Origin of the sequence: Gimesia chilikensis (genome assembly GCF_007744075.1) — a bacterium.
Lineage (GTDB): Bacteria > Planctomycetota > Planctomycetia > Planctomycetales > Planctomycetaceae > Gimesia > Gimesia chilikensis_A.
In genome coordinates, this window is record NZ_CP036266.1 from 4,846,996 (window position 1) to 4,866,632 (window position 19,637).

At 46.0% G+C, this 19,637-nt stretch carries 13 protein-coding genes; 11 read left to right on the forward strand and 2 right to left on the reverse strand.

What is annotated here, in order from left to right; translation table 11 throughout:
* Positions 1-87 precede the first annotated feature (87 nt).
* Positions 88-744 (reverse strand): class I SAM-dependent methyltransferase, encoded by a 657-nt coding sequence (locus HG66A1_RS18280; RefSeq protein WP_194242559.1) that lies wholly within the window; start codon positions 742-744, stop codon positions 88-90.
* Between the two features lie 1,583 nt (positions 745-2,327).
* Here HG66A1_RS18280 and HG66A1_RS18285 point away from each other — a divergent pair.
* The 11 genes from HG66A1_RS18285 (at position 2,328) to HG66A1_RS18340 (ending at position 18,404) form a co-directional block, all read left to right on the forward strand.
* Positions 2,328-3,830, forward strand: a complete 1,503-nt coding sequence (locus HG66A1_RS18285; RefSeq protein ID WP_145187104.1) for a TolC family protein — start codon at positions 2,328-2,330, stop codon at positions 3,828-3,830.
* Positions 3,831-3,895: 65 nt separating this feature from the next.
* Positions 3,896-5,305, forward strand: coding sequence for a multicopper oxidase family protein (locus tag HG66A1_RS18290; RefSeq protein WP_145187107.1), 1,410 nt, complete (start codon positions 3,896-3,898; stop codon positions 5,303-5,305).
* A gap of 738 nt (positions 5,306-6,043) precedes the next feature.
* A complete protein-coding gene (locus tag HG66A1_RS18295; protein ID WP_145193830.1) occupies positions 6,044-7,360 on the forward strand; it encodes an APC family permease in 1,317 nt (438 codons plus the stop codon).
* Positions 7,361-7,485: 125 nt separating this feature from the next.
* Complete coding sequence (locus HG66A1_RS18300; RefSeq protein WP_194242558.1) at positions 7,486-7,935, forward strand: MerR family DNA-binding protein; 450 nt, start codon at positions 7,486-7,488, stop codon at positions 7,933-7,935.
* Entirely contained in the window at positions 7,922-8,713 is a 792-nt protein-coding gene (locus tag HG66A1_RS18305) for a heavy-metal-associated domain-containing protein (RefSeq protein ID WP_145187112.1), read from the forward strand. Before HG66A1_RS18300 ends, HG66A1_RS18305 begins: the two co-directional genes overlap by 14 nt.
* Positions 8,714-10,461: 1,748 nt before the next feature.
* A complete protein-coding gene (glgP, locus tag HG66A1_RS32060) occupies positions 10,462-11,574 on the forward strand; it encodes an alpha-glucan family phosphorylase (protein WP_197996660.1) in 1,113 nt (370 codons plus the stop codon).
* Between the two features lie 150 nt (positions 11,575-11,724).
* A complete protein-coding gene (locus tag HG66A1_RS18320; RefSeq protein ID WP_145187118.1) occupies positions 11,725-12,333 on the forward strand; it encodes a hypothetical protein in 609 nt (202 codons plus the stop codon).
* Between the two features lie 100 nt (positions 12,334-12,433).
* Positions 12,434-14,536: an isoamylase gene (locus HG66A1_RS18325; RefSeq protein WP_145193831.1), complete on the forward strand. Its 2,103-nt coding sequence runs from the start codon at positions 12,434-12,436 to the stop codon at positions 14,534-14,536.
* A 23-nt stretch (positions 14,537-14,559) separates the two neighbouring features.
* Positions 14,560-16,929 carry a phosphoketolase gene (locus HG66A1_RS18330; protein WP_145187120.1) on the forward strand — a complete coding sequence of 790 codons (2,370 nt, stop codon included), beginning with the start codon at positions 14,560-14,562 and terminating at the stop codon, positions 16,927-16,929.
* A 10-nt stretch (positions 16,930-16,939) separates the two neighbouring features.
* Positions 16,940-18,139 carry an acetate/propionate family kinase gene (locus HG66A1_RS18335; protein ID WP_145187123.1) on the forward strand — a complete coding sequence of 400 codons (1,200 nt, stop codon included), beginning with the start codon at positions 16,940-16,942 and terminating at the stop codon, positions 18,137-18,139.
* A 79-nt stretch (positions 18,140-18,218) separates the two neighbouring features.
* A complete protein-coding gene (locus tag HG66A1_RS18340; RefSeq protein ID WP_145187126.1) occupies positions 18,219-18,404 on the forward strand; it encodes a hypothetical protein in 186 nt (61 codons plus the stop codon).
* Between the two features lie 125 nt (positions 18,405-18,529).
* Here HG66A1_RS18340 and HG66A1_RS18345 read toward each other — a convergent pair whose 3' ends face one another.
* Positions 18,530-19,636, reverse strand: coding sequence for a putative iron-sulfur cluster-binding metallochaperone (locus HG66A1_RS18345; RefSeq protein WP_197996662.1), 1,107 nt, complete (start codon positions 19,634-19,636; stop codon positions 18,530-18,532).
* Position 19,637 lies beyond the last annotated feature (1 nt).

The window sequence follows — 19,637 nt, forward strand, 5'->3', positions numbered from 1 at the left end:
TGATGCTGAACACAGCATACGTCTTTATCATGGAGAATAATTCACAAGCTCAACGATTAAATCCCTGAACTCTTTTCATCAACAAAATTAGCGATTCAATCTGGAGTGTTCCAGACTTTTATTTGAATAAAGAAAGATTTGATTTCCCCATTCATCAGGATATTCTTTGACCTTCGAGAACGCTCCAAAACTAATGATTGAGTCATGATAAACTGGGTTGTTGTATATAATTAGTATTTCTTTATCGCTTCCTCGGGCAGACTCATCTATCTTGCAAATCACTTCTGACATAATATCAGCCGGAAATGGGTTATAGAAATAAAACATATTATAGTGGCCATAATTCTGAAATGCCGTTGCATCGCAACTAAACACATGACATCTATTCGCCCTTAGTTTTTTGAAATTATTTATTGCTATTGCAGCGATCTGTTCTGACAACTCAATTCCAGCAATTTCTGCAAAGGGAAACTTTAGCATTGATCGCATTGCGCTACCTTTTCCGGAGCCAATATCGATAATAGAGTCAGCGTTTGTAACACTAATATCTTTTAGTAATTGTATTAAATATTTATTTCCAGAAGGAGAAGACCGATACACAACATGAGGGTCATATCCAATTTCTTCAGGTTGTATTACAGTTAAAAAATCAACTCCTTTGAATCGTTCTAACATTAGTTTTGTTTTACGCGAAAACGTTTTGATAGTTAATTTTCGACACAATCTTGATATAGCTGCTTTCATGCTTTTCTCTAACTGAATATGTTTGGAACATCTAACTAGAAATAGAAACCCCTCGACTGCAAAGCAATTTTGCAGTCGAGGGGTTAGATGCAGAACCATTCCAGATTATTCATTGGAATTTGAAGATAAATTCAAAAGATAGTTCGTATTTCAAATAGATTTCGGTGACTTTCGCTAACTCAAAATGACAGTGAGACTTAAAAGTGTTCGACTTGCTATCAATTCCACTCAGGGTTTGCAGGAATTGAAAAAAGTATCTTTTCATGAATCCTTTTCGAGAATTTTGAGAGTGAGAAGTCTAAGGGACAGTGCTAACCCTTTCTTGGTAGAAGCTATTCACTTCGGCACTGACTAAGCTAACCCGTTTAGTGACCTAACCGAAAATCTAGATGCGGTGTCATAATCTGGACTGCACCGCGGTGACTATAGGATGGGTAATTGTAATAGCCGCGGTCGATGTGGCTTTGCCGGAAGGAACCGTGTCCATACTCACGTGCAGAATACCCGTGGTTGACATAACCGTGTTGGAGACGCTGCCTGTAAGTCGAGTGACCATATCCGGACGAAAGGTATCCGTGCCCCGACAAGGTGTGGCCAAGATATCCATGTACATAAGAGTTATCTGCTGCCTTTGCCGGATTGGTCGTGAATGCTGTCAAGGCAGCGAGAATACCGAGAAACAGTGCGAAACGTATCATAATAGGATCTCCTTTTCATTTCGTGAGTATGATTACCTCAATAGCTTTAAGGCTTTTCTTTGTTTGTTGATGACTCGACACAAAAGGCATTATTTATGCCAACCATTAAAATTAAGACATAACAAACTGTCACACGGTGTTTTATAACAAACAAAGCTAAGCTCTCGTTGTCAATGTGTTGTTGTCATGACGACGGCACGTTGAGTCAAAACGATCACGCATCCTCCTCGAACCACTGTGCGTTCACCAAATTCGGAAACTGGTATTGCTCAAATTTGCTGTTAATGAAGGCAATCCCAGCTGATCAAATCCGGAATTAATTTCGGGGCAACGTCCCTCACTGCCTGCGCTTCCGCTACGGACAGTAGAAGATTTGCCACCCAACAAAGTCACTGGTGACGAATTCCTCGCAAATGCTGAAGTCAATCGAGCAATTGAATACGGCGGTGTTTTGCTTCAACTTACCCAACATCTTCGACAAGGACTCGTTGAATGGCTGGCCAAGGTTCGTGAACTGCGTGACGACCATTAGAGACTCCGAATTGAGTGAGTTCTGCCGACTTTATTAGTTCAAATGTGGCAGTCTCCTCTATTCACACGCTGAATCAGCTGCATCACAAACCAACGTGGAGCGCGATCAACTCGTACTTAAATGCTCTCGACATGGTAGATTTGGCGTTTTTCTTCTTCGGGATGAGAAAAGAATATTATCGTAACCATCATTGGACATGATGTTTAGATGCCACCATCATTCTATTCTACAGAAAACCGTTACAATCGATATATTGCAATAACACAATAGTACAGATCCCGCCGATAACTATACGTTAAGGGAATCGCGCGTGAAGAATTTGCGCGGCTAGTTCTAGACTTCGGGGGGCCGTGGTGAATTCAAAGAATCTAATTTCTATCTTACTGGCAATCGTATTAATTAGTGGATGTGCAACCAGCACGAAAAGGGATGTTGCTAATCAAATAGGTAAAAAACCTGTACCAGCAGAAAATGAAACTTCGCAAGTCATTGTGCGCGATGATGCGGAAGCAGAATATGATGCAACCTCGGAGACTGAAACACGACTCGTATCGCATCAAGAGTCAATTGAGTTACCAGTAGAGAAATACGATCCACTTCTTCTCCCCATGCCGGGTGATGTTTTAGCAAGCCAAAGTACTGCGATATCACTGGATGAGCTAGAAGCTTTGGCACAAGCCAATAATCCGACGCTGGTCCAGGCGGCAGCGCAAGTCGAAGCATCACGAGGCGCAGCCTATCAGGCGGGACTCTACCCAAACCCGGTTGTAGGGTATGCCAGCGATCAAATTGGCATCAATGGCACGGCTGGTGAATTACAGGGGGCATTCGTCTCACAGGAATTTGTCACAGGTGGTAAGCTGAAGCTCAGTCGCGCGAAATGGACAAAGCAGGTCGCTGTTGCGGAAACCATCTTGTCGGCCCAGTACACGCGTGTCTTGAATGACGTGCGGATTCATTTCTACCGGACACTGGCAGCGCAGCAGTTACTCGCAGTCCAAGGTAAACTTCTGGAGAATGCGAAAGATAATTTACAAACACATAAAGAGATGCTTAATCTAGGACAGACGAATCAGTCCGGCCTGTTGCAGGCGGAAGTCGACTTGCATCGCGCACAATTGAAACAGCAGGCGGCTGAGAACGACTTGGAACAGGAGTGGCGAAATCTGGTGGCGATGGTGGGTACTCCTGAATTACAATGTACAACTCTTAGAGGGAGGCTTGAGCCTCCTCAGGAATTTTATGACTGGAATTCGGCGCTCAATCAGTTATTAGAAAGCAGTCCTGAAATCGTTGCTGCCTGGGAACGTGTGCAACATGACGAAATAACCGTAGAACGTGAACGCGTCCAACCGATACCTAATATCCTGGTCGATGTCAATTTCGGTCATAATTTCGAGACCGATAACTCAGTAGCAGGGGTCACCGTCGGGTTACCTATTCCTATCTTCGACAAAAACCAAGGCACCGTGGATCAGGCCTTAGCCGATCTCAACCGATCTCGGGCGGATGTGAAACGGTTGGAATTATCATTGATGAGCAGACTTTCAACAGAATTTAGAAATTATCAGACCGCGTGTCAGCATGTAGAAACTTACAGAGATGAAATGTTACCTAAGGGTAAGCAAGCCTACGATCTGTTACATCATAGTTATAAGGAGCGGCGCGCTCCCTGGCCTGATGTGTTGATGGCACAGCAGATCTATCTCAATTTGCAGGCAGACTATATCATGAGTCAATTAAAGTATCATGAAAGTGAGATTGCCATTAGCGGTATGCTATTGACAGGTGGACTGGCCGAGCCTCCTGCGCCAGTGGGTGGCGGACATATCAATGCCGTTCCCAAACCCCGGTAATCGTAAGAGACGATGAACAACGATCATTTAGCAAAACGAAATAAAACAAAATGAAAGGCCTATCAATGGGTACTCAAAATGACCGCAGGGACTTTCTAAAGCAGGGTGCGGCAGCCACGGCCGGATTGTTTGCTGCGGGGACCGCTATGGGGCAGTCATCGGAAAGCGGAGCTTCTTCCGATAAATATCAAGGTCAGGGAGGCACATATCCTCGTATGCATCCAGGCACTGGTGGCCCAGTTGGTAGTCCGACTGACCGAGGGAAACTCGTGCCCGGATTGCGAAAAGCGGGGGAGCCACCAGTCAATGTGATTGCACCTGATTTGAAAACATTGAGCGGGAAAATTGTAAATGGTGCGCGCGAGTTCCATTTGCAGGCGACCCCCACCCGTAGAGAAGTGCTCCCGGGGATCTGGATGGACGCGTATGGATTTAACGGCCAGTTTCCCGGTCCTGTATTAGAAATGTATCAAGGAGAACGAGTACGTATTGTTTTTCGCAATGATTTGCCAGAGCCGACGACTCTGCATTCACATGGCTTGGAACTCCCCATTAGCATGGACGGAATACCTGCCGTTACACAAGACTTGATTCAACCGGGCAAGACCTTTGTCTATGAATATGACGTGCATCAGGAAGGTAGTTTTTTCTTACATCCGCATGTGGCGATGCAGGAAGCCATCGGAATGGTGGTGCCTTTCATTGTTCATCCCAAAGTGGCTTTTGAACCTGCCGTGGATCGTGACTTCGTGTTAATGACTCAGCAGTTTTCGATGTTACCCAACGCGCACATTCCCAATACGATCTCCATGGACTGGAACTTTCTTACAATCAACGGGCGGTGTGGCCCTTACACGACACCACTGGTTTGTAAGTTAGGCGAACGGGTCCGCATTCGATTTCTAAACTTCAGTACGCTGCATCAGCATCCAATGCATTTGCACGGGCACACTTTTTGGGTGACAGGAACCGAGGGGGGCCGCATTCCGGAAACAGCGTGGATTCCGGGAAATACGGTGATCGTGGGGGTAGCGCAATCGCGGGATGTAGAGTTCGTGGCTAATAATCCCGGAGATTGGGTACTCCATTGTCACATGTTTCACCACATGATGAACCATATGGTATCTCAAGTCGGGCCCATCATTCGCCAGAAAAAGAACGATCCGGGTTTCGAGGTTCCTGGCTATCCACAAATCATGAAGGGGATGTCGGATATGAAAATGGAAGGTAAGCACGCTGGCAAGATGCAGATGGAAAAGGCGAATGACTATAGCATGCCGATGACAATGGAAGACATGAAAAAATTAACCGATCGTCGCGAAACTCAGGGGATGCGCGAAGGTTGGTATAAAGGTGTCAAAGGGCTATTTACTGTGATGCGAGTACTGCCACCGGATCTATACGATAAGTTGATGACAACCGACGATCCCATCCCGCCGAATTCGAGTACGCCGTTGAATCCACATCATGCCTAACATCCAATATAGCACTGATGTGATCCTTTTTTGAAATACGAGTTACCTGTTTGCCAAATTCATTAAAATGTGTGATAGGCATCTACATTGTGATTCACACAAATACGCACATTCATTCAAGTCGTGTTGCAGACTTTGTCGACGCACAATGACTGGAATCGATAGCGTTGACGTTATACTCAATCACGAATTAACCAATCTGTAAACCAATAAGTCTCAGACAGTCGCAATGCAGAATTGTATGACCTGCGTAAAAACATTCGCACAGCAATACGTCATTGATACGTAATTTCATTCAGTCCTTGCAACCAACAAATGGGCTGATTCCGAAACGTCATCAACTTGCTCTTTCATCCAGATACGAACGACTTGTATTGCAATCTCCGTTTTGAATCTCCGATTACTCGACCTTGAGACAGTTCTAATCTTCACTGGGGCCTATCCACTGTTCTGTCAGAGTCGGTGGAAAATCGCTCAAAGTGATTGCTGGCCGACCAGATCCATGCCGGAACTGATCTCCTATCTGGCTTAGGGCCGGAAAATCGTAGTTCTGGAGACTGGCACAATAGATCTGCATAGTGGCACGCGGATTGCTTTTGAAAGTGAAGTTATGTGTACTCTGCTCCAAAACAGAGCAGTACAGAAATCAATGAAAGTGGAGAAGTCGAACTCAATACCACAATCAACTTCACCACACAATACTCCAAAGCCGTAGATGCGGCGTTAACGGGTCACAGCATGGAACATTCCGACGAGAACTCATCCGAGTATAAAGAGAACAGTCTGACTTTGACTGGTGCTGTTGCGATGGGCACGGGCGTGATGATCGGTGCCGGTATTTTTGCCCTGACCGGACAAGTTGCTGAGCTAGCGAAACAATGGTTCCCGCTCGCATTTCTGGCAGCAGCAATCGTGGCATCTTTCAGTGCTTATTCTTATGTAAAAATGGCACACGCCTATCCATCCGCGGGTGGCATCGCCATGTTTCTTGAGAAGGCTTACGGTAAAACAGCGCTAACAGGTGCATTTGCGCTGCTGATGTACTTTTCCATGATCATCAATGAGAGCCTGGTCGCGAAGACCTTTGGTACGTACACACTGCAACTCTTCAACGTCGGCGAAAATGAATGGTTAGTGGTCGCTCTCGGAGTCGGTTTGCTTGCATTCACTTTTTTCGTGAATATCTTGAGTAACGAATTCATAGAAAAGCTATCCTTTTTCACTGCATTTATCAAAATTGGCGGGATTGCTCTCTTTGCAATCGGGGGATTGTGGGCTTCCGGTTTTTCATTCGAAAATACTTCGTCTAATCAAACCGGTGCGGGACCGGGAGAGTTTCTCGGAGCTGTGGCGCTCGCAATTCTGGCCTACAAAGGCTTTACTACGATTACAAATAGCGGTGGCGAACTTAAAAATCCTCATAAAAATGTAGGACGAGCCATCATCATCTCGATTGCCCTCTGTCTGGTTCTATATATGCTTGTGACGCTGGCTGTGGGAGGAAGTCTGACGGTCGATGAAATCATTAAAGCGAAAGACTATTCTCTTGCAGAAGCTGCTCGGCCTGCTTTTGGAGATTATGGTGTATGGTTTACTGTATTGTTTGCGATTGTCGCCACCGTTTCCGGTGTGATTGCCAGCGTCTTTGCGGTTTCTCGTATGCTGGCTATGCTCACAGACATGAAGTTAGTACCGCACTCACATTTTGGAATGCCAGGTAGCATCCAAAAACACACATTGGTGTATACCGTTGTCATGGCGATGTTATTAACGGTTTTTTTTGATTTAAGTCGTATCGCCTCGCTCGGTGCCATCTTTTATCTCATCATGGATATCGCCATCCATTGGGGAGTATTTTATCACCTCCGCAAAGAGGTGAAGGCCAGTAGTCTTGTCTTAATCACGGCAATGATATTGGACGTTGTCATTTTAGGAGCGTTTCTGGTAGTTAAAGCCCAGGCGGATATGCTGGTAATCTATGTTTCTCTTGCCGGTTTAATCTTAATTTTCCTGGGTGAGTGGCTATTTCTTCACAAAAACCAAACAGGCGACTAACGACGCCATGCGCAGCCGAAAAGCTTGATAATTTCCAGCATTTCTCCTGGTTTGTTCTCTACATAGAAATTACCCCTTGACTCCGTACCATAGTACGGAGTTTATAATGTTTCCAGGAGATGCATATGAGCAAGTTGACAATAGGACGAGTCGCACAGTCATCGGGAGTTGGTGTTGAGACGGTGCGTTTTTATGAAAGAAAGGGGCTGATCGAACAGCCGATAGCACAGTCCTCTTATCGGGAGTATCCGCCGGAGGTCATAGAACGAATCCAGTTTATCAAACGAGCACAGGAGCTTGGGTTCACTCTCGCAGAAGTTGGACAGTTGCTGGGTTTTGCAGACCAGCCTTCTACATCAAAGAAAGAGGTCAAGCAGCTGGCCGGCCGTAAATTGATTGAAATTAGACATAAAATAGAAGATCTGCAACGTCTCGAATCAACCCTGGCTTCGCTGCATAAGAAGTGCAGTGGCCATGGTACTCTATCAGGCTGCCCTATTATCGAATCAATTATCTCCCCTGATAAAAAAACTGTCACACATAGAATGCGGAGAATTAAAAATGACTATAGTTAAGCAAGTAGATCAACTTCAAGAGGTGACTGTTTCCACAAACATGAAGTGTAATTCCTGCTTAGAAAAATTACGGCCAGTCCTGGATCAGAACTCTGAGATTGTTGAGTGGGAAGCAGACCTGTCAAATGAACTCAAAACTGTAACAGCAAAAATGCACGGCACTACCCCTCGTGAGAAACTAGTCGAGGCTGTGAAGGGAGCTGGATTCGAAGCAAAGATAACTGAAAATCAGGAGGACACTAAGGGTATTACCGAAGAACGGCAGAGTCATTTAACCAATGAGAAACAGGGGTTAAAAATCAGCACTTATAAGCCCTTGCTTCTCGTTATCTTTTACGTCTGTGGTGCGGCAGTGATTTTGACAGCTGCACAAGAAGCGGGATGGGTTTGGGAAAACTTCATGCGTTTCTTTATGGGTTTCTTCTTTTTAGGTTTTGCCTTCTTTAAGCTGCTTGATGTAAGTAAGTTTGCCGACGCCTTCGCGACTTATGATATTGTGGCAAAACGGTCACGTCTCTACGCGTTGCTATACCCGTTTCTTGAATTTTCGCTTGGGATGGCATTTATAATGGGTTGGTTACCGGCTTTAGTAAATACTGTCACACTTGTCGTGATGGGAGTCGGATTAATTGGCGTCATTAAAGCTGTAAGAAAACGCCAGGTGATTCAATGCGCCTGTCTGGGAACAGTGTTTAATCTGCCAATGTCTGCGGTTACCATCATCGAAAATAGTACGATGATCCTCATGGCTCTTTTTATGCTTTTTAGAGATTTGTAAAATGAAAGTTCAGACTGTAGTTAGCGATGATCGAAGTTTTTGTCGGGATCACAGTTAAGCAGAAAATTAATCCCCTCTATCTATTCCCAACAAGAATTTGGCTAAAATGCCATATACCGCCGTAACTTAAATCAACTTTGTGCTCTTGGTTTTGCTGCGAGATTTTCAACCTATGAGATCATCTTCCGTTCCCTAGCAAGATATTCAGACTGCTTACGACAGTTGTATATTATTGATTGACGGAATGAGTTTTTTACATATGTCTCATTTCTCCTAAAAGTGAAAGTTTCGGTGAAGTACTGAGGTCGGTATGGCATCAAAAGGATATGGAACGCGGTTAAATAGCGATCAACGCGGTTAAACAGTGATCGCTATTTAACCTGTGAATATCTCCATTTATTACAGTTCATTAGCTACGAGGAGAATGTCATGTTGCTCAAATCACTTTCTGCTAGCATACTTGTCCTTGGTCTGCTGAGTCCGCCTCCCTCGTCTGGGTTACCGGAATCATTGATCCAGCCAGTGTCGAATACAGCTCAAGTTGAAGTCCAGACCGAAGAAACGGCCAGCCCAATCTGTTGTTTAAAGCGTGCCTACTGCTGCAGCATTCGCAGAAGCTGCTGCCGTGGAAGGTAGGCTATATCAAGCGACAGGTAGTCAATGACCGTATTCGAGGGATTATGTTTTCAAGAGAGGAAACTCAGTGAATATTTCGGTATCTCCAATGCGACGGCTAGCCACTTGTGGCCGGTATCGACAAGAAACGACACAGGGTTGCTCAAGTATGCTTAAAGAGAAAACTGAAATGAACCATGATTCTAATCAGTTCGATACGACGCATTCGCTGGACGAGTCGTCTAACTCGTCAAATTGCTGCCTCGCCACCATTGCGAGGCAGCGATTGCATTCAAGTAGGTATGCCTTGCTCAAATTAGTTCAGTGCGAGCAAAAAAACGGCGTTATTGTAATTCGAGGGACTGTTTCGAGCTATTTTCTGAAGCAAATCGCTCAGGAACAGCTTCGTTCGATACAGGGTATGACTCATATTGTCAACGAGCTTGTAGTGCAGAAGGAGTTATAGCAACAGTCTGCATTCATGATAATACGGTAAAACAGTCTTTCTACCGGGTGAATTGATAGATGAATAAAATAAATCGACCAGCTGTTGCTTACTTTTCGATGGAGATTGCGCTTCACCCAGACATACCGACATACAGTGGCGGTCTTGGAATGCTGGCAGGCGATACGCTCCGAGCCGCTGCTGATCTCGGCATCTCAATGATCGCCGTTACGCTGATGCATCGCCAGGGGTACTTTTCACAGAGCTTAGATGCGTCCGGGTGGCAGCATGAAGATCCAATTCCATGGAATATTGAGCGATATTGTCACGAGCTACCAATACGAACCGACGTGACCATCGAAGGTCGTTACGTGCAACTGCGCGCCTGGAAGTACGAGGTGACCGGATGCGGCAGACATGTGATTCCGGTTCTCTTGCTGGATACTGATTTGGATGAAAACTCGGACTGGGATCGTACCTTGACTAACAATCTTTATGGTGGCGACAGTCATTACCGACTTTGCCAAGAAGTCGTGCTGGGAGTAGGTGGCGTACGTGTGTTACGTGCGCTCGGCTACAATGATGTCGCACGTTTTCATATGAACGAAGGGCACGCGGCCCTGCTGGGGCTTGAATTACTCGATGAAAGCGCAAAATCGTCTGATCGTAGCCCTTTAACACCGAAGATGTGCAAACGGTTCGCCGTAGCTGCATTTTCACGACTCATACTCCGGTTCCTGCGGGGCATGACAGGTTCCCAATTGATCAAGTCCAGCGTACGCTTTCTCGATCTGATCTCTTTGATAATCACGAAGTGTTTTGCTGTGCCGGCGAATTGAACATGACCTATCTTGCACTCAATCTCAGCCATTATGTCAACGGCGTCGCGAAGAAGCACGGCGAGGTTTCAAGAAAACTGCTTGTGCCACGTGACACTGACCATCACTACACGATCGACCATATCACTAATGGAATCCATTTAGAAACGTGGGCCGCACCTTCATTCGCAAAGCTTTTTGATCGCTTTCTGCCAGGTTGGCGCGCAGACAATGCCAGCCTTCGTGGTGCGCTGTCGATTCCGGCTACTGAATTTTGGGAGGCGCATCAAACAGCCAAGCAGGATCTCATTGATGAGATCAATGTACGTACAGAAGCCTCTTTCGATGCCGAAATCTTCACGCTCGGTTTTGCGCGTCGTGCTACGGCCTACAAAAGAGCGAATTTGTTGCTGCAGAATCGGGTTCGACTGAAGAGTTTAGCGGAGCAGGCAGGGAATTTGCAAATTGTTTTTGCTGGGAAAGCCCACCCACAAGATGAGCAGGGTAAGCAATTGATTCAAGAGATCGTCCGGCTGAAGGACACGATGCTTCCCGAAGTGAAGATTGTATACATGGAAAATTATGATTGGGACTTGGCACGGTTCATCACCTCTGGCGTCGACGTCTGGCTCAATACGCCACAGCCACCGTTGGAAGCTTCGGGTACCAGTGGTATGAAAGCAGCCCTGAATGGTGTCCCAAGCCTAAGTATACTTGACGGATGGTGGCTTGAGGATCGTATTGAAGACGTAACTGGTTGGGCTATTGGTGATGCCAAATCCTCAGATATGGGAGAGGCCGATTGCTCCGATCAAGATGCAGAATTACTTTATGAAAAGCTCCAAAATATCGTGTTACCGCGGTATTATGAACAAAGAGACTCTTGGTTGAGAATTATGTCTCATGCGATTGCATTGAATGCATCCTACTTCAACACACAGCGAATGATACAGCAATACGTCTTGAAGGCTTACTACGAGTAGAAATTATCTGGACTATCCATGGTTGATTGCCAGCTTAACCTTATTGTGTATCAATTTTTATGGGTTGAGTTGGGTGAAGAATCGGTGTCAGAGAAGTATCAACGCTGGAATCAGAAATTGTTACTAACACGAATCTGAAAGGAAATAGTCATGACAAAAACTGGTACTTTGATCCAAACGATTCTAGTTTTCACCAAAACTCGTCGACGTATTTTAGTCTCCGTTTTGATACTAACTTTCATATTTGCGATAACGCAAGTTCCGTTTGCCATGTCACTAGATACAGCACCTTCCACTGGGAGTGTCGATGTTCGATACTTCCAAAAGAAGTTGGAACTTGCTAAGCATGACTTGCAGAGGGCGGTGAAAGCCAATCAACGAGTTCCTAATCTGACTTCAAAGCTGATGATGATTCGGTTGCAGAATCAGGTCGACTATACGGAAACGCTGCTCAAACGCGCAATGACTAAAACAGACCATGACTTGCATACTACCCATCTTCAAAACGTGAAGAATGATGTGACACTTGCAGAACAGCAATTGGTGTGGGCCAAAGACGTCAACCAACGCCAAGCCGGACTTGTAAGTGATGACGAGGTACAACGTCTGCAACTTTCGGTAGACCTCGCTCGATTGGCTTTGGAGCGAGCAAAGCAACCCAAGATCAAAGCGGATCCTCTACATCACCTGCAGTGGCAAATTGATCGTTTGCGATCAGAACTGCTTAATCTTCAAGTTGAATTCGAGCGAGTTCGGTAGGGACACTAAAAAAGGATTGCCAATGTTACACAGCACTATTCAAGCAATCTGCCGACATTGCGGAACTTCAGTCGTGAATGTTTTTGACTCAAGTGCCTCAATTAGGGGGCCGGAATGGGAAACGTCTGAAGGAACACCCTCTCCCCTTGGCGTTACATGGTTAGAGTCAGAGCAGGCATATAACTTTGCAATTGATACTGTTAACGCCTCAAAAGTTACTCTGCTGTTGTACCTAGGAAATGAATTACGTGTTCCATGTTACTCACTTCAGCTTGATCCATTCAAAAACAAGTCTGGACCAGTCTGGCATTGTCGCGTGCCCATCTCAGAAGCTGGCGATGCGGTATACTATGCATACCAAATTGACGGACCGGCGGCCAAAGTGACCGACACATGGCATGCGTTTGATCCCGAGAAGGTATTGCTCGATCCCTACGCACGAAGCGTCTTCTTCCCGGCGAAATTCAAGCGTGATGCGGCCAGGCTTCCCGGACCCAATGGAGGTTCTGCACCGCTGGGCCGTCTTGACGTTTGCCGATGTCCGTTTGATTGGGGAAATGAACAACGGCTACGTCATGGAACCGATTTAGTGATCTATGAAATGCATGTTCGTGGCTTCACACAACATCCAAGCTCCGGCATAACTGATGACGCTCGGGGAACCTTTGCAGGAGTCATCGAGAAAATCCCCTATCTTAAAGAGCTTGGGATAACCGCCATCGAATTGATGCCGGTTTTTCAATTCGACCCATCAGATGAAAACTATTGGGGCTACATGCCCCTGAATTTCTTCTCACCTCACCATGAATATTCAACGAACCAATCTTCATGCGAGCAGCACAGCCAGTTTCGTGAGATGGTCCGTGAGTTACATAAGGCTGGAATTGAAGTGATTCTGGATGTGGTCTATAACCATACTTGCGAGGGAGACGATCAAGGACCAACTTACAGTTATCGCGGAATTGACAACGCAACTTACTATATTGCATCGGCTAACTTGAAATCACCCTATGCAAATTTTAGTGGCACAGGCAATACTTTAAACACATCATCTCCTACGGTCCGTCGTTTGATCGTGGATAGCTTGCGCTATTGGGCAAAGGAGATGCATGTCGATGGTTTTCGATTTGATCTGGCCTCAGTATTTTCACGAACATCGGATGGAAGTATCGATTTAAGTCAACCACCTCTTTTTGACCAGATCGCCGGCGATCCGGATTTAGCCAACGTTCGCTTAATCGCTGAACCATGGGATGCTTCGGGTTTGTATCAACTTGGCGCATCCTTTCCAGGGCGTACCTGGATGCAGTGGAATGCTCGGTTTCGTGATACAGTGCAGCAGTTTATACGAGGAGATTGTGGACTGGTTCCCGATCTGATGACGCGTTTATATGGAAGTAGCGACTTATTTCCTGATGATACAGTCCATGCATTTCGTCCCTTTCAAAGTGTGAACTATGTTGCATCGCATGATGGTTTTACGATGTATGACCTCGTTTCGTATAATCATAAACACAACCATGTAAACAGCCAAAACAATCACGATGGGCCGAACGAGTTTAGCTGGAATAGCGGCTGGGAAGGCGTTGAACAAGTGCCTCAAGAGGTCGTCAACTTACGCAAACGACAGACCAAAAACTTTTGCTGTTTGCTCATGCTGGCGAATGGCAGCCCCATGTTTCGTATGGGTGATGAGTTTATGCAAACGCAAAGTGGTAACAACAATCCTTACAATCAAGATAACGAAATAAGTTGGCTCGATTGGCGGCGATTTGAAGAAAACCAAGAGGTGTTCTGCTTTTTCAAACGAATGATTGCGTTCCGTAAATCGCATTCTTTGCTTGGACGCTCCACCTTTTGGCGTGACGATATTCAATGGTTTGGCGCAGAACTACCAGAAGTCAATATGTCAGCTGATTCTCAAGTCCTGGCTTATTGCTTACGTGGTACGTCCACTAATGACCGTGATCTTTATGTGATGATCAACGGCTCAACTAAGCCACGGTTATTTTCTATTCACGCAGAAACAGAGAGTGTCTGGAACCGTGTTATTGACACTTCACTCCCCTGTCCGATTGATATTGTGGATCCCGAGGCAGAAATCCCTTTTGAAAAGGATTCTTATCGGGTCAATCAGCGTAGCATTGTTGTGTTAGCACAATCGACTGTGGCGATATCATCAAACTCCGTGCAAATTTTGTAACAACATTTATCTGTGAGAAGTACATGTCGAATCCCCTGTCTCCAAAAGAACTGGACCTCATCAATGCTTATTGGCGGGCAGCGAATTATCTATCAATCGGTCAGATTTATCTTTTTAAAAATCCGCTGTTGAAGGAACCATTACACAAAGAACATATCAAACCGCGCTTGCTCGGCCATTGGGGAACGACACCGGGGTTGAATTTTATCTATGCTCATCTCAATCGAATCATCAAGCAGCATAATCTCAGTATGATGTTCATCACCGGGCCTGGACACGGGGGACCAGGGCTTGTAGCGAATACGTATTTAGAAGGAACTTATACCGAACATTATCCGAACATCACCCGAGATGAAGTGGGAATGAAGCGACTGTTTAAACAGTTCAGTTTTCCAGGTGGTATCCCAAGCCATGTGGCCCCCGAGACGCCCGGAAGTATCCATGAAGGTGGTGAATTGGGTTATGCATTATCGCACGCTTATGGTGCAGCATTCGATAATCCAGACCTGATCGTGGCCTGTGTGATTGGTGATGGCGAGGCAGAAACAGGTCCTCTCGCCACAAGCTGGCATTCTAACAAGTTCCTGAATCCGCAGCGCGACGGAGTTGTTTTGCCGATCCTGCATTTGAACAGATACAAAATCGCGAATCCGACTGTATTGGCCCGTATCAGTCATGAGGAACTAGATCATCTTTTGCGAGGTTACGGATACAATCCGTATTATGTCGAAGGTCACGATCCCCAGGAGATGCACCAGCTTATGGCTGCGACAATGGATCAAGTCACTCAAGAGATTCAACATATTCTATCCAATGCGCGACAGGACCAGGATTCCACTCGTCCCCTCTGGCCGATGATTGTACTGCGAACGCCCAAAGGTTGGACCTGCCCCAAGGAAGTAGATGGTTTACCGATCGAAGGCAGTTGGCGTAGTCATCAGGTGCCATTGGGGCAAATACATGAGAACCCAGATCACTTACAGTTGCTGGAGCAATGGATGCAGAGTTACAAGCCCGATGAGCTGTTTGACGAGAATGGTCGTCTCAGAACGGAGATCGCAGATCTTGCGCCGAGAGGCGAGCGGCGGATGGGAGCAAACCCACATGCAAATGGCGGGGCACTGTTGAAGAGCTTGCGACTACCTGACTTTAGAGACTATGCAGTTGAGGTCCCGCATCCGGGAAGTGTCACAGCCGAAGCAACGCGCGTGCAAGGCAAGTTTATCCGTGATGTGATGAATCTCAACCTTGAGTCACAAAACTTTCGCATCTTCAGTCCAGATGAGAACGCCTCAAATCGCTGGGCGGACGTATTTGATGTCGCGGAACGTAGTTTTATGGGCGAGATATTGCCCACTGATGATCACCTTTCTCCGAACGGCCGTGTGATGGAAATGCTTTCCGAGCACCAGTGCCAAGGTTGGCTAGAAGGTTATCTATTAACAGGGCGGCATGGCTTTTTCAATTGTTACGAAGCGTTCATACATATCATTGATTCGATGTTCAATCAGCATGCCAAATGGATTAAGATCTCTAAAGACATTCCCTGGCGACGGCCTATTGCTTCACTGAATTATTTGTTGTCATCACATGTCTGGCGTCAAGACCATAACGGCTTCAGCCATCAAGATCCCGGCTTCATCGACCATGTAGTCAACAAGAAAGCCGAGATCATCCGTGTCTATCTGCCACCAGACGCGAACTGTCTGCTTTCCGTTACTGACCATTGCCTGCGCAGTCGCGATTATGTAAACGTTATTGTGGCTGGCAAACAACCCTCGCAACAGTGGCTCACGATGGATCAAGCCATTAAGCATACGACGGCGGGAATCAGTATTTGGGAGTGGGCGAGTAGTGACCAGGGAAGCGAACCCGATGTTGTTTTAGGGTGTTGTGGCGATGTACCCACACTCGAAACGTTGGCCGCCGTCGAGATCATTCGTCAAGAATTGCCTGAGTTGAAGGTACGCGTGATTAACGTTGTCAACTTGATGAAGCTCCAATCTCCTCAGGAACACCCACATGGACTGTCGGATAAAGACTTCGACAGCCTGTTCACGAATGATAAGCCGATTATCTTTGCGTTCCACGGCTATCCCTGGTTGATCCACAGGTTAACGTATCGCAGAACGAATCACAAGAATTTACACGTACGCGGTTACAAAGAAGAAGGGACAACAACCACGCCGTTTGACATGGTTGTTCTGAATGATCTTGATCGTTTTCATCTTGTTCAAGATGTGATCGACCGCGTGCCAAATCTCGGCGCCAAAGCAGCCTACTTAAAACAAGCCGTTCGAGACAAACTGATCGAACACAAACATTACATCTCCGAATACGGTGAAGACATGCCGGAAGTTCAAAACTGGACTTGGCCGGGAGGGGGACAGTGAGGTTGATTCGATGTCGATTCTCGTTCTGAATGCCGGATCTAGTACGCTCAAATATGCTCTGTTCGATGAATTGGCTCACGAACAACTTGCCAGAGGTGTGATAGATTGGCAAACTCAATCTGAAAAAGTCAGATTAGAATTACAAACTCAGTCAGCGAGTCAAACACAATCTCGTTCGGATATTTCAAATAATCGTGATGCCGTTAAATGGATTCTGCATGTGTTGGCAGACATCAACCTGGGCGAATCGATTCGAGCTGTCGGTCATCGCATCGTTCACGGCGGTACATATTTCTGCCAGCCAACGCTCATTAACGAACAGGTTCTTCAATCGTTAGAACAAGTCTCCAAACTCGCCCCGCTACACAATCCACCAGCATTGATGACGATTAAAGCAGCACAAAAATATCTTCCAGAAGCTATGCATGTCGCTGTGTTTGATACTGCTTTTTTTGCTGATTTGCCGCCGAGTGCTTATGTTTATCCAATCCCTTACGAATGGTATGAACAATACGGTATTCGTCGATTTGGCTTTCACGGGATCAGCCATCAATACTGTTCGACACGTGCCGCAGAAGTGCTTGGTCGGCAATACGACGATTCTCTTCGATTGGTAATATGTCATCTAGGCAACGGCTGCTCTGCGACTGCCGTGCATGGCGGACGCCCTTTGGCTACAACGATGGGGTTCACACCGCTGGAAGGGTTAATGATGGGTACCCGCAGCGGCTCGATCGATCCTGGAATCTTGATTTACTTGATGAAACAAAAAGACTTCGATCCTGAGCAGCTCGATCAAAGTTTGAATCATCAATCTGGTTTGCTTGGAGTGTCGGGAATTTCCTCTGACTTTCGCCAAATTGAACAGGCATCCCAAGCCAAAAACGAACGCGCTCAACTGGCGATGAAATTGTTTACAGAGCGAATCCAGTCAACCATTGGTTCTCTTGCGGTTTTGCTGGGAGGCATCGATGGCTTAGTCTTTACTGCCGGTATCGGTGAACATTCTCCGCTGTTGCGAAGCTGCGTATGTGACAAACTACCATTTCTTGGGCTGAAACTTGACGAGGTCAAAAATCAAAGTGCTCATGCGGATTGTGATCTCGCAACAATCCAGTCAGCAGGTCGCATTTTACTCATTCAAACTCGCGAAGAACACATGATCGCACGCGAAACAGAACGACTCTTAGAATTATCTCAGTCCAGATAGGCAGATGAACATGATCGTATTAAAGGGTTCTAATATAAATGAACATTTTGAGGTAGTTTGTCACTGGATATAGCGAGTTATGAAACGACAGCAAGCGATTCCCGATGATTCATTACATCGGGAATCGCTTTTGCCGACGATCTTTCCTCACTCAATTGAGTGGACAACACTTGGGGCAAGGAAGTTCCTCACCCGTGATTGGGCAGACAAAATCGGCACTGTTGCTTTGAGTGTCAGCGTTGGCGCGCACATCAGTATAGACTAAACCACCAACCCCCAAAGGTAATGCAATTAACGCCGCCCACAACCATTTATTTCTCATGACAACCTCCATTTTACAAAGCGTTCGACCATCTGGCAGGCTACATACCTGCAAACAGACGAACAGAGTTAATTGTTTTCAACTGCTTTTGGAATTTTGCCGGTATAACCGGCGGTTTGTATTGCATTCAGGATGTCTTCATTTGGAAAACTACAGCATGATTCTGTAGCGATGTTTGCATATTTCCCGGTATAGTCCACTTTTACTGCTAACACTCCCGGCACATCCATAATCGACTTCTCAGCAATCGCAGCACAACCTTCGCAGTGCATTCCTTCGATGGCTACGAAGGTCGTTTTGATGAGTGGGTTACTTGATGTGATTACCTCGTCGCTTTCTCTCCTGGCCAAGATGAAACCTATGTAATTTGGGAACAACATAAACACAACGGCAACAACCGTCACGGCCCACAACATGATTTTGTTCATGGACATCATATTAAATCGATTACGTTTCGAGGTGCCGGAGTTAGAGCAACAATCGGTGATACAATAGACGCCACCCGTGACCGTCTGCCTGGGCCAGTAAGTAAAATAAAATGCTGCCGTCAAAAAAACGATTGTCAAAGTGCTGAACACTGGCCTGTATGATTCTAAAATGCCAGCAATCCCCGCACCTGAAATACCAAACAGAATCAATAGCAAAGGCAACCAACAACAACTGGATGCCATAATCGCAGATAGAATCGTTCCTACTTTTGTAATGGTTTCCGCTCTATTCGACTGGCTGGATGATTTGTCTAATTCTGATGTGGCAATAGCGATACCTTTAGTAACACTGCTAAGACAGCATGCGCCCGCTGGATTCTCAGTTTTACATCGGCAACCAGGATTTTTCATCTTCTTCCGAATGTCGTCTAGAGCATCCGACCGGCCTTTTGTTTCAAGTTCCTTTTTGATCGTGGCTATAGAATATCCAAAGCAGTAGCACAAAGGCCGTGCGCCGCGCGTCTCTTTCACTCCCACTGGTACTTTGAGCTGATCTTTTGCGAAAGTCTGGCTGTCAGAGAAATAAACAACACTGCACCCAGTGGCATTACAAAATTTGTATTCCACGTCATCAATGTTGCTCACGAATTCATTCTTGAGCAAAGCCCTAAGTGTGAGTGGTTTTACTCCTTTGCTTTTGCCGCCACATTCTGGGCAAGTGGCTGTCCTGGACATAGTGAGTTCCATA

What these genes read in the sequence shown, in the direction of transcription:
- HG66A1_RS18280 (WP_194242559.1), bottom strand. Translation starts at nt 744, where the DNA reads ATGAAAGCAGCTATATCAAGATTGTGTCGAAAATTAACTATCAAAACG.
- HG66A1_RS18290 (WP_145187107.1), top strand. Translation starts at nt 3,896, where the DNA reads ATGGGTACTCAAAATGACCGCAGGGACTTTCTAAAGCAGGGTGCGGCA.
- HG66A1_RS18295 (WP_145193830.1), top strand. Translation starts at nt 6,044, where the DNA reads ATGGAACATTCCGACGAGAACTCATCCGAGTATAAAGAGAACAGTCTG.
- HG66A1_RS18300 (WP_194242558.1), top strand. Translation starts at nt 7,486, where the DNA reads ATGAGCAAGTTGACAATAGGACGAGTCGCACAGTCATCGGGAGTTGGT.
- HG66A1_RS18305 (WP_145187112.1), top strand. Translation starts at nt 7,922, where the DNA reads ATGACTATAGTTAAGCAAGTAGATCAACTTCAAGAGGTGACTGTTTCC.
- HG66A1_RS18320 (WP_145187118.1), top strand. Translation starts at nt 11,725, where the DNA reads ATGACAAAAACTGGTACTTTGATCCAAACGATTCTAGTTTTCACCAAA.
- HG66A1_RS18330 (WP_145187120.1), top strand. Translation starts at nt 14,560, where the DNA reads ATGTCGAATCCCCTGTCTCCAAAAGAACTGGACCTCATCAATGCTTAT.
- HG66A1_RS18335 (WP_145187123.1), top strand. Translation starts at nt 16,940, where the DNA reads ATGTCGATTCTCGTTCTGAATGCCGGATCTAGTACGCTCAAATATGCT.
- HG66A1_RS18340 (WP_145187126.1), top strand. Translation starts at nt 18,219, where the DNA reads ATGAAACGACAGCAAGCGATTCCCGATGATTCATTACATCGGGAATCG.
- HG66A1_RS18345 (WP_197996662.1), bottom strand. Translation starts at nt 19,636, where the DNA reads ATGGAACTCACTATGTCCAGGACAGCCACTTGCCCAGAATGTGGCGGC.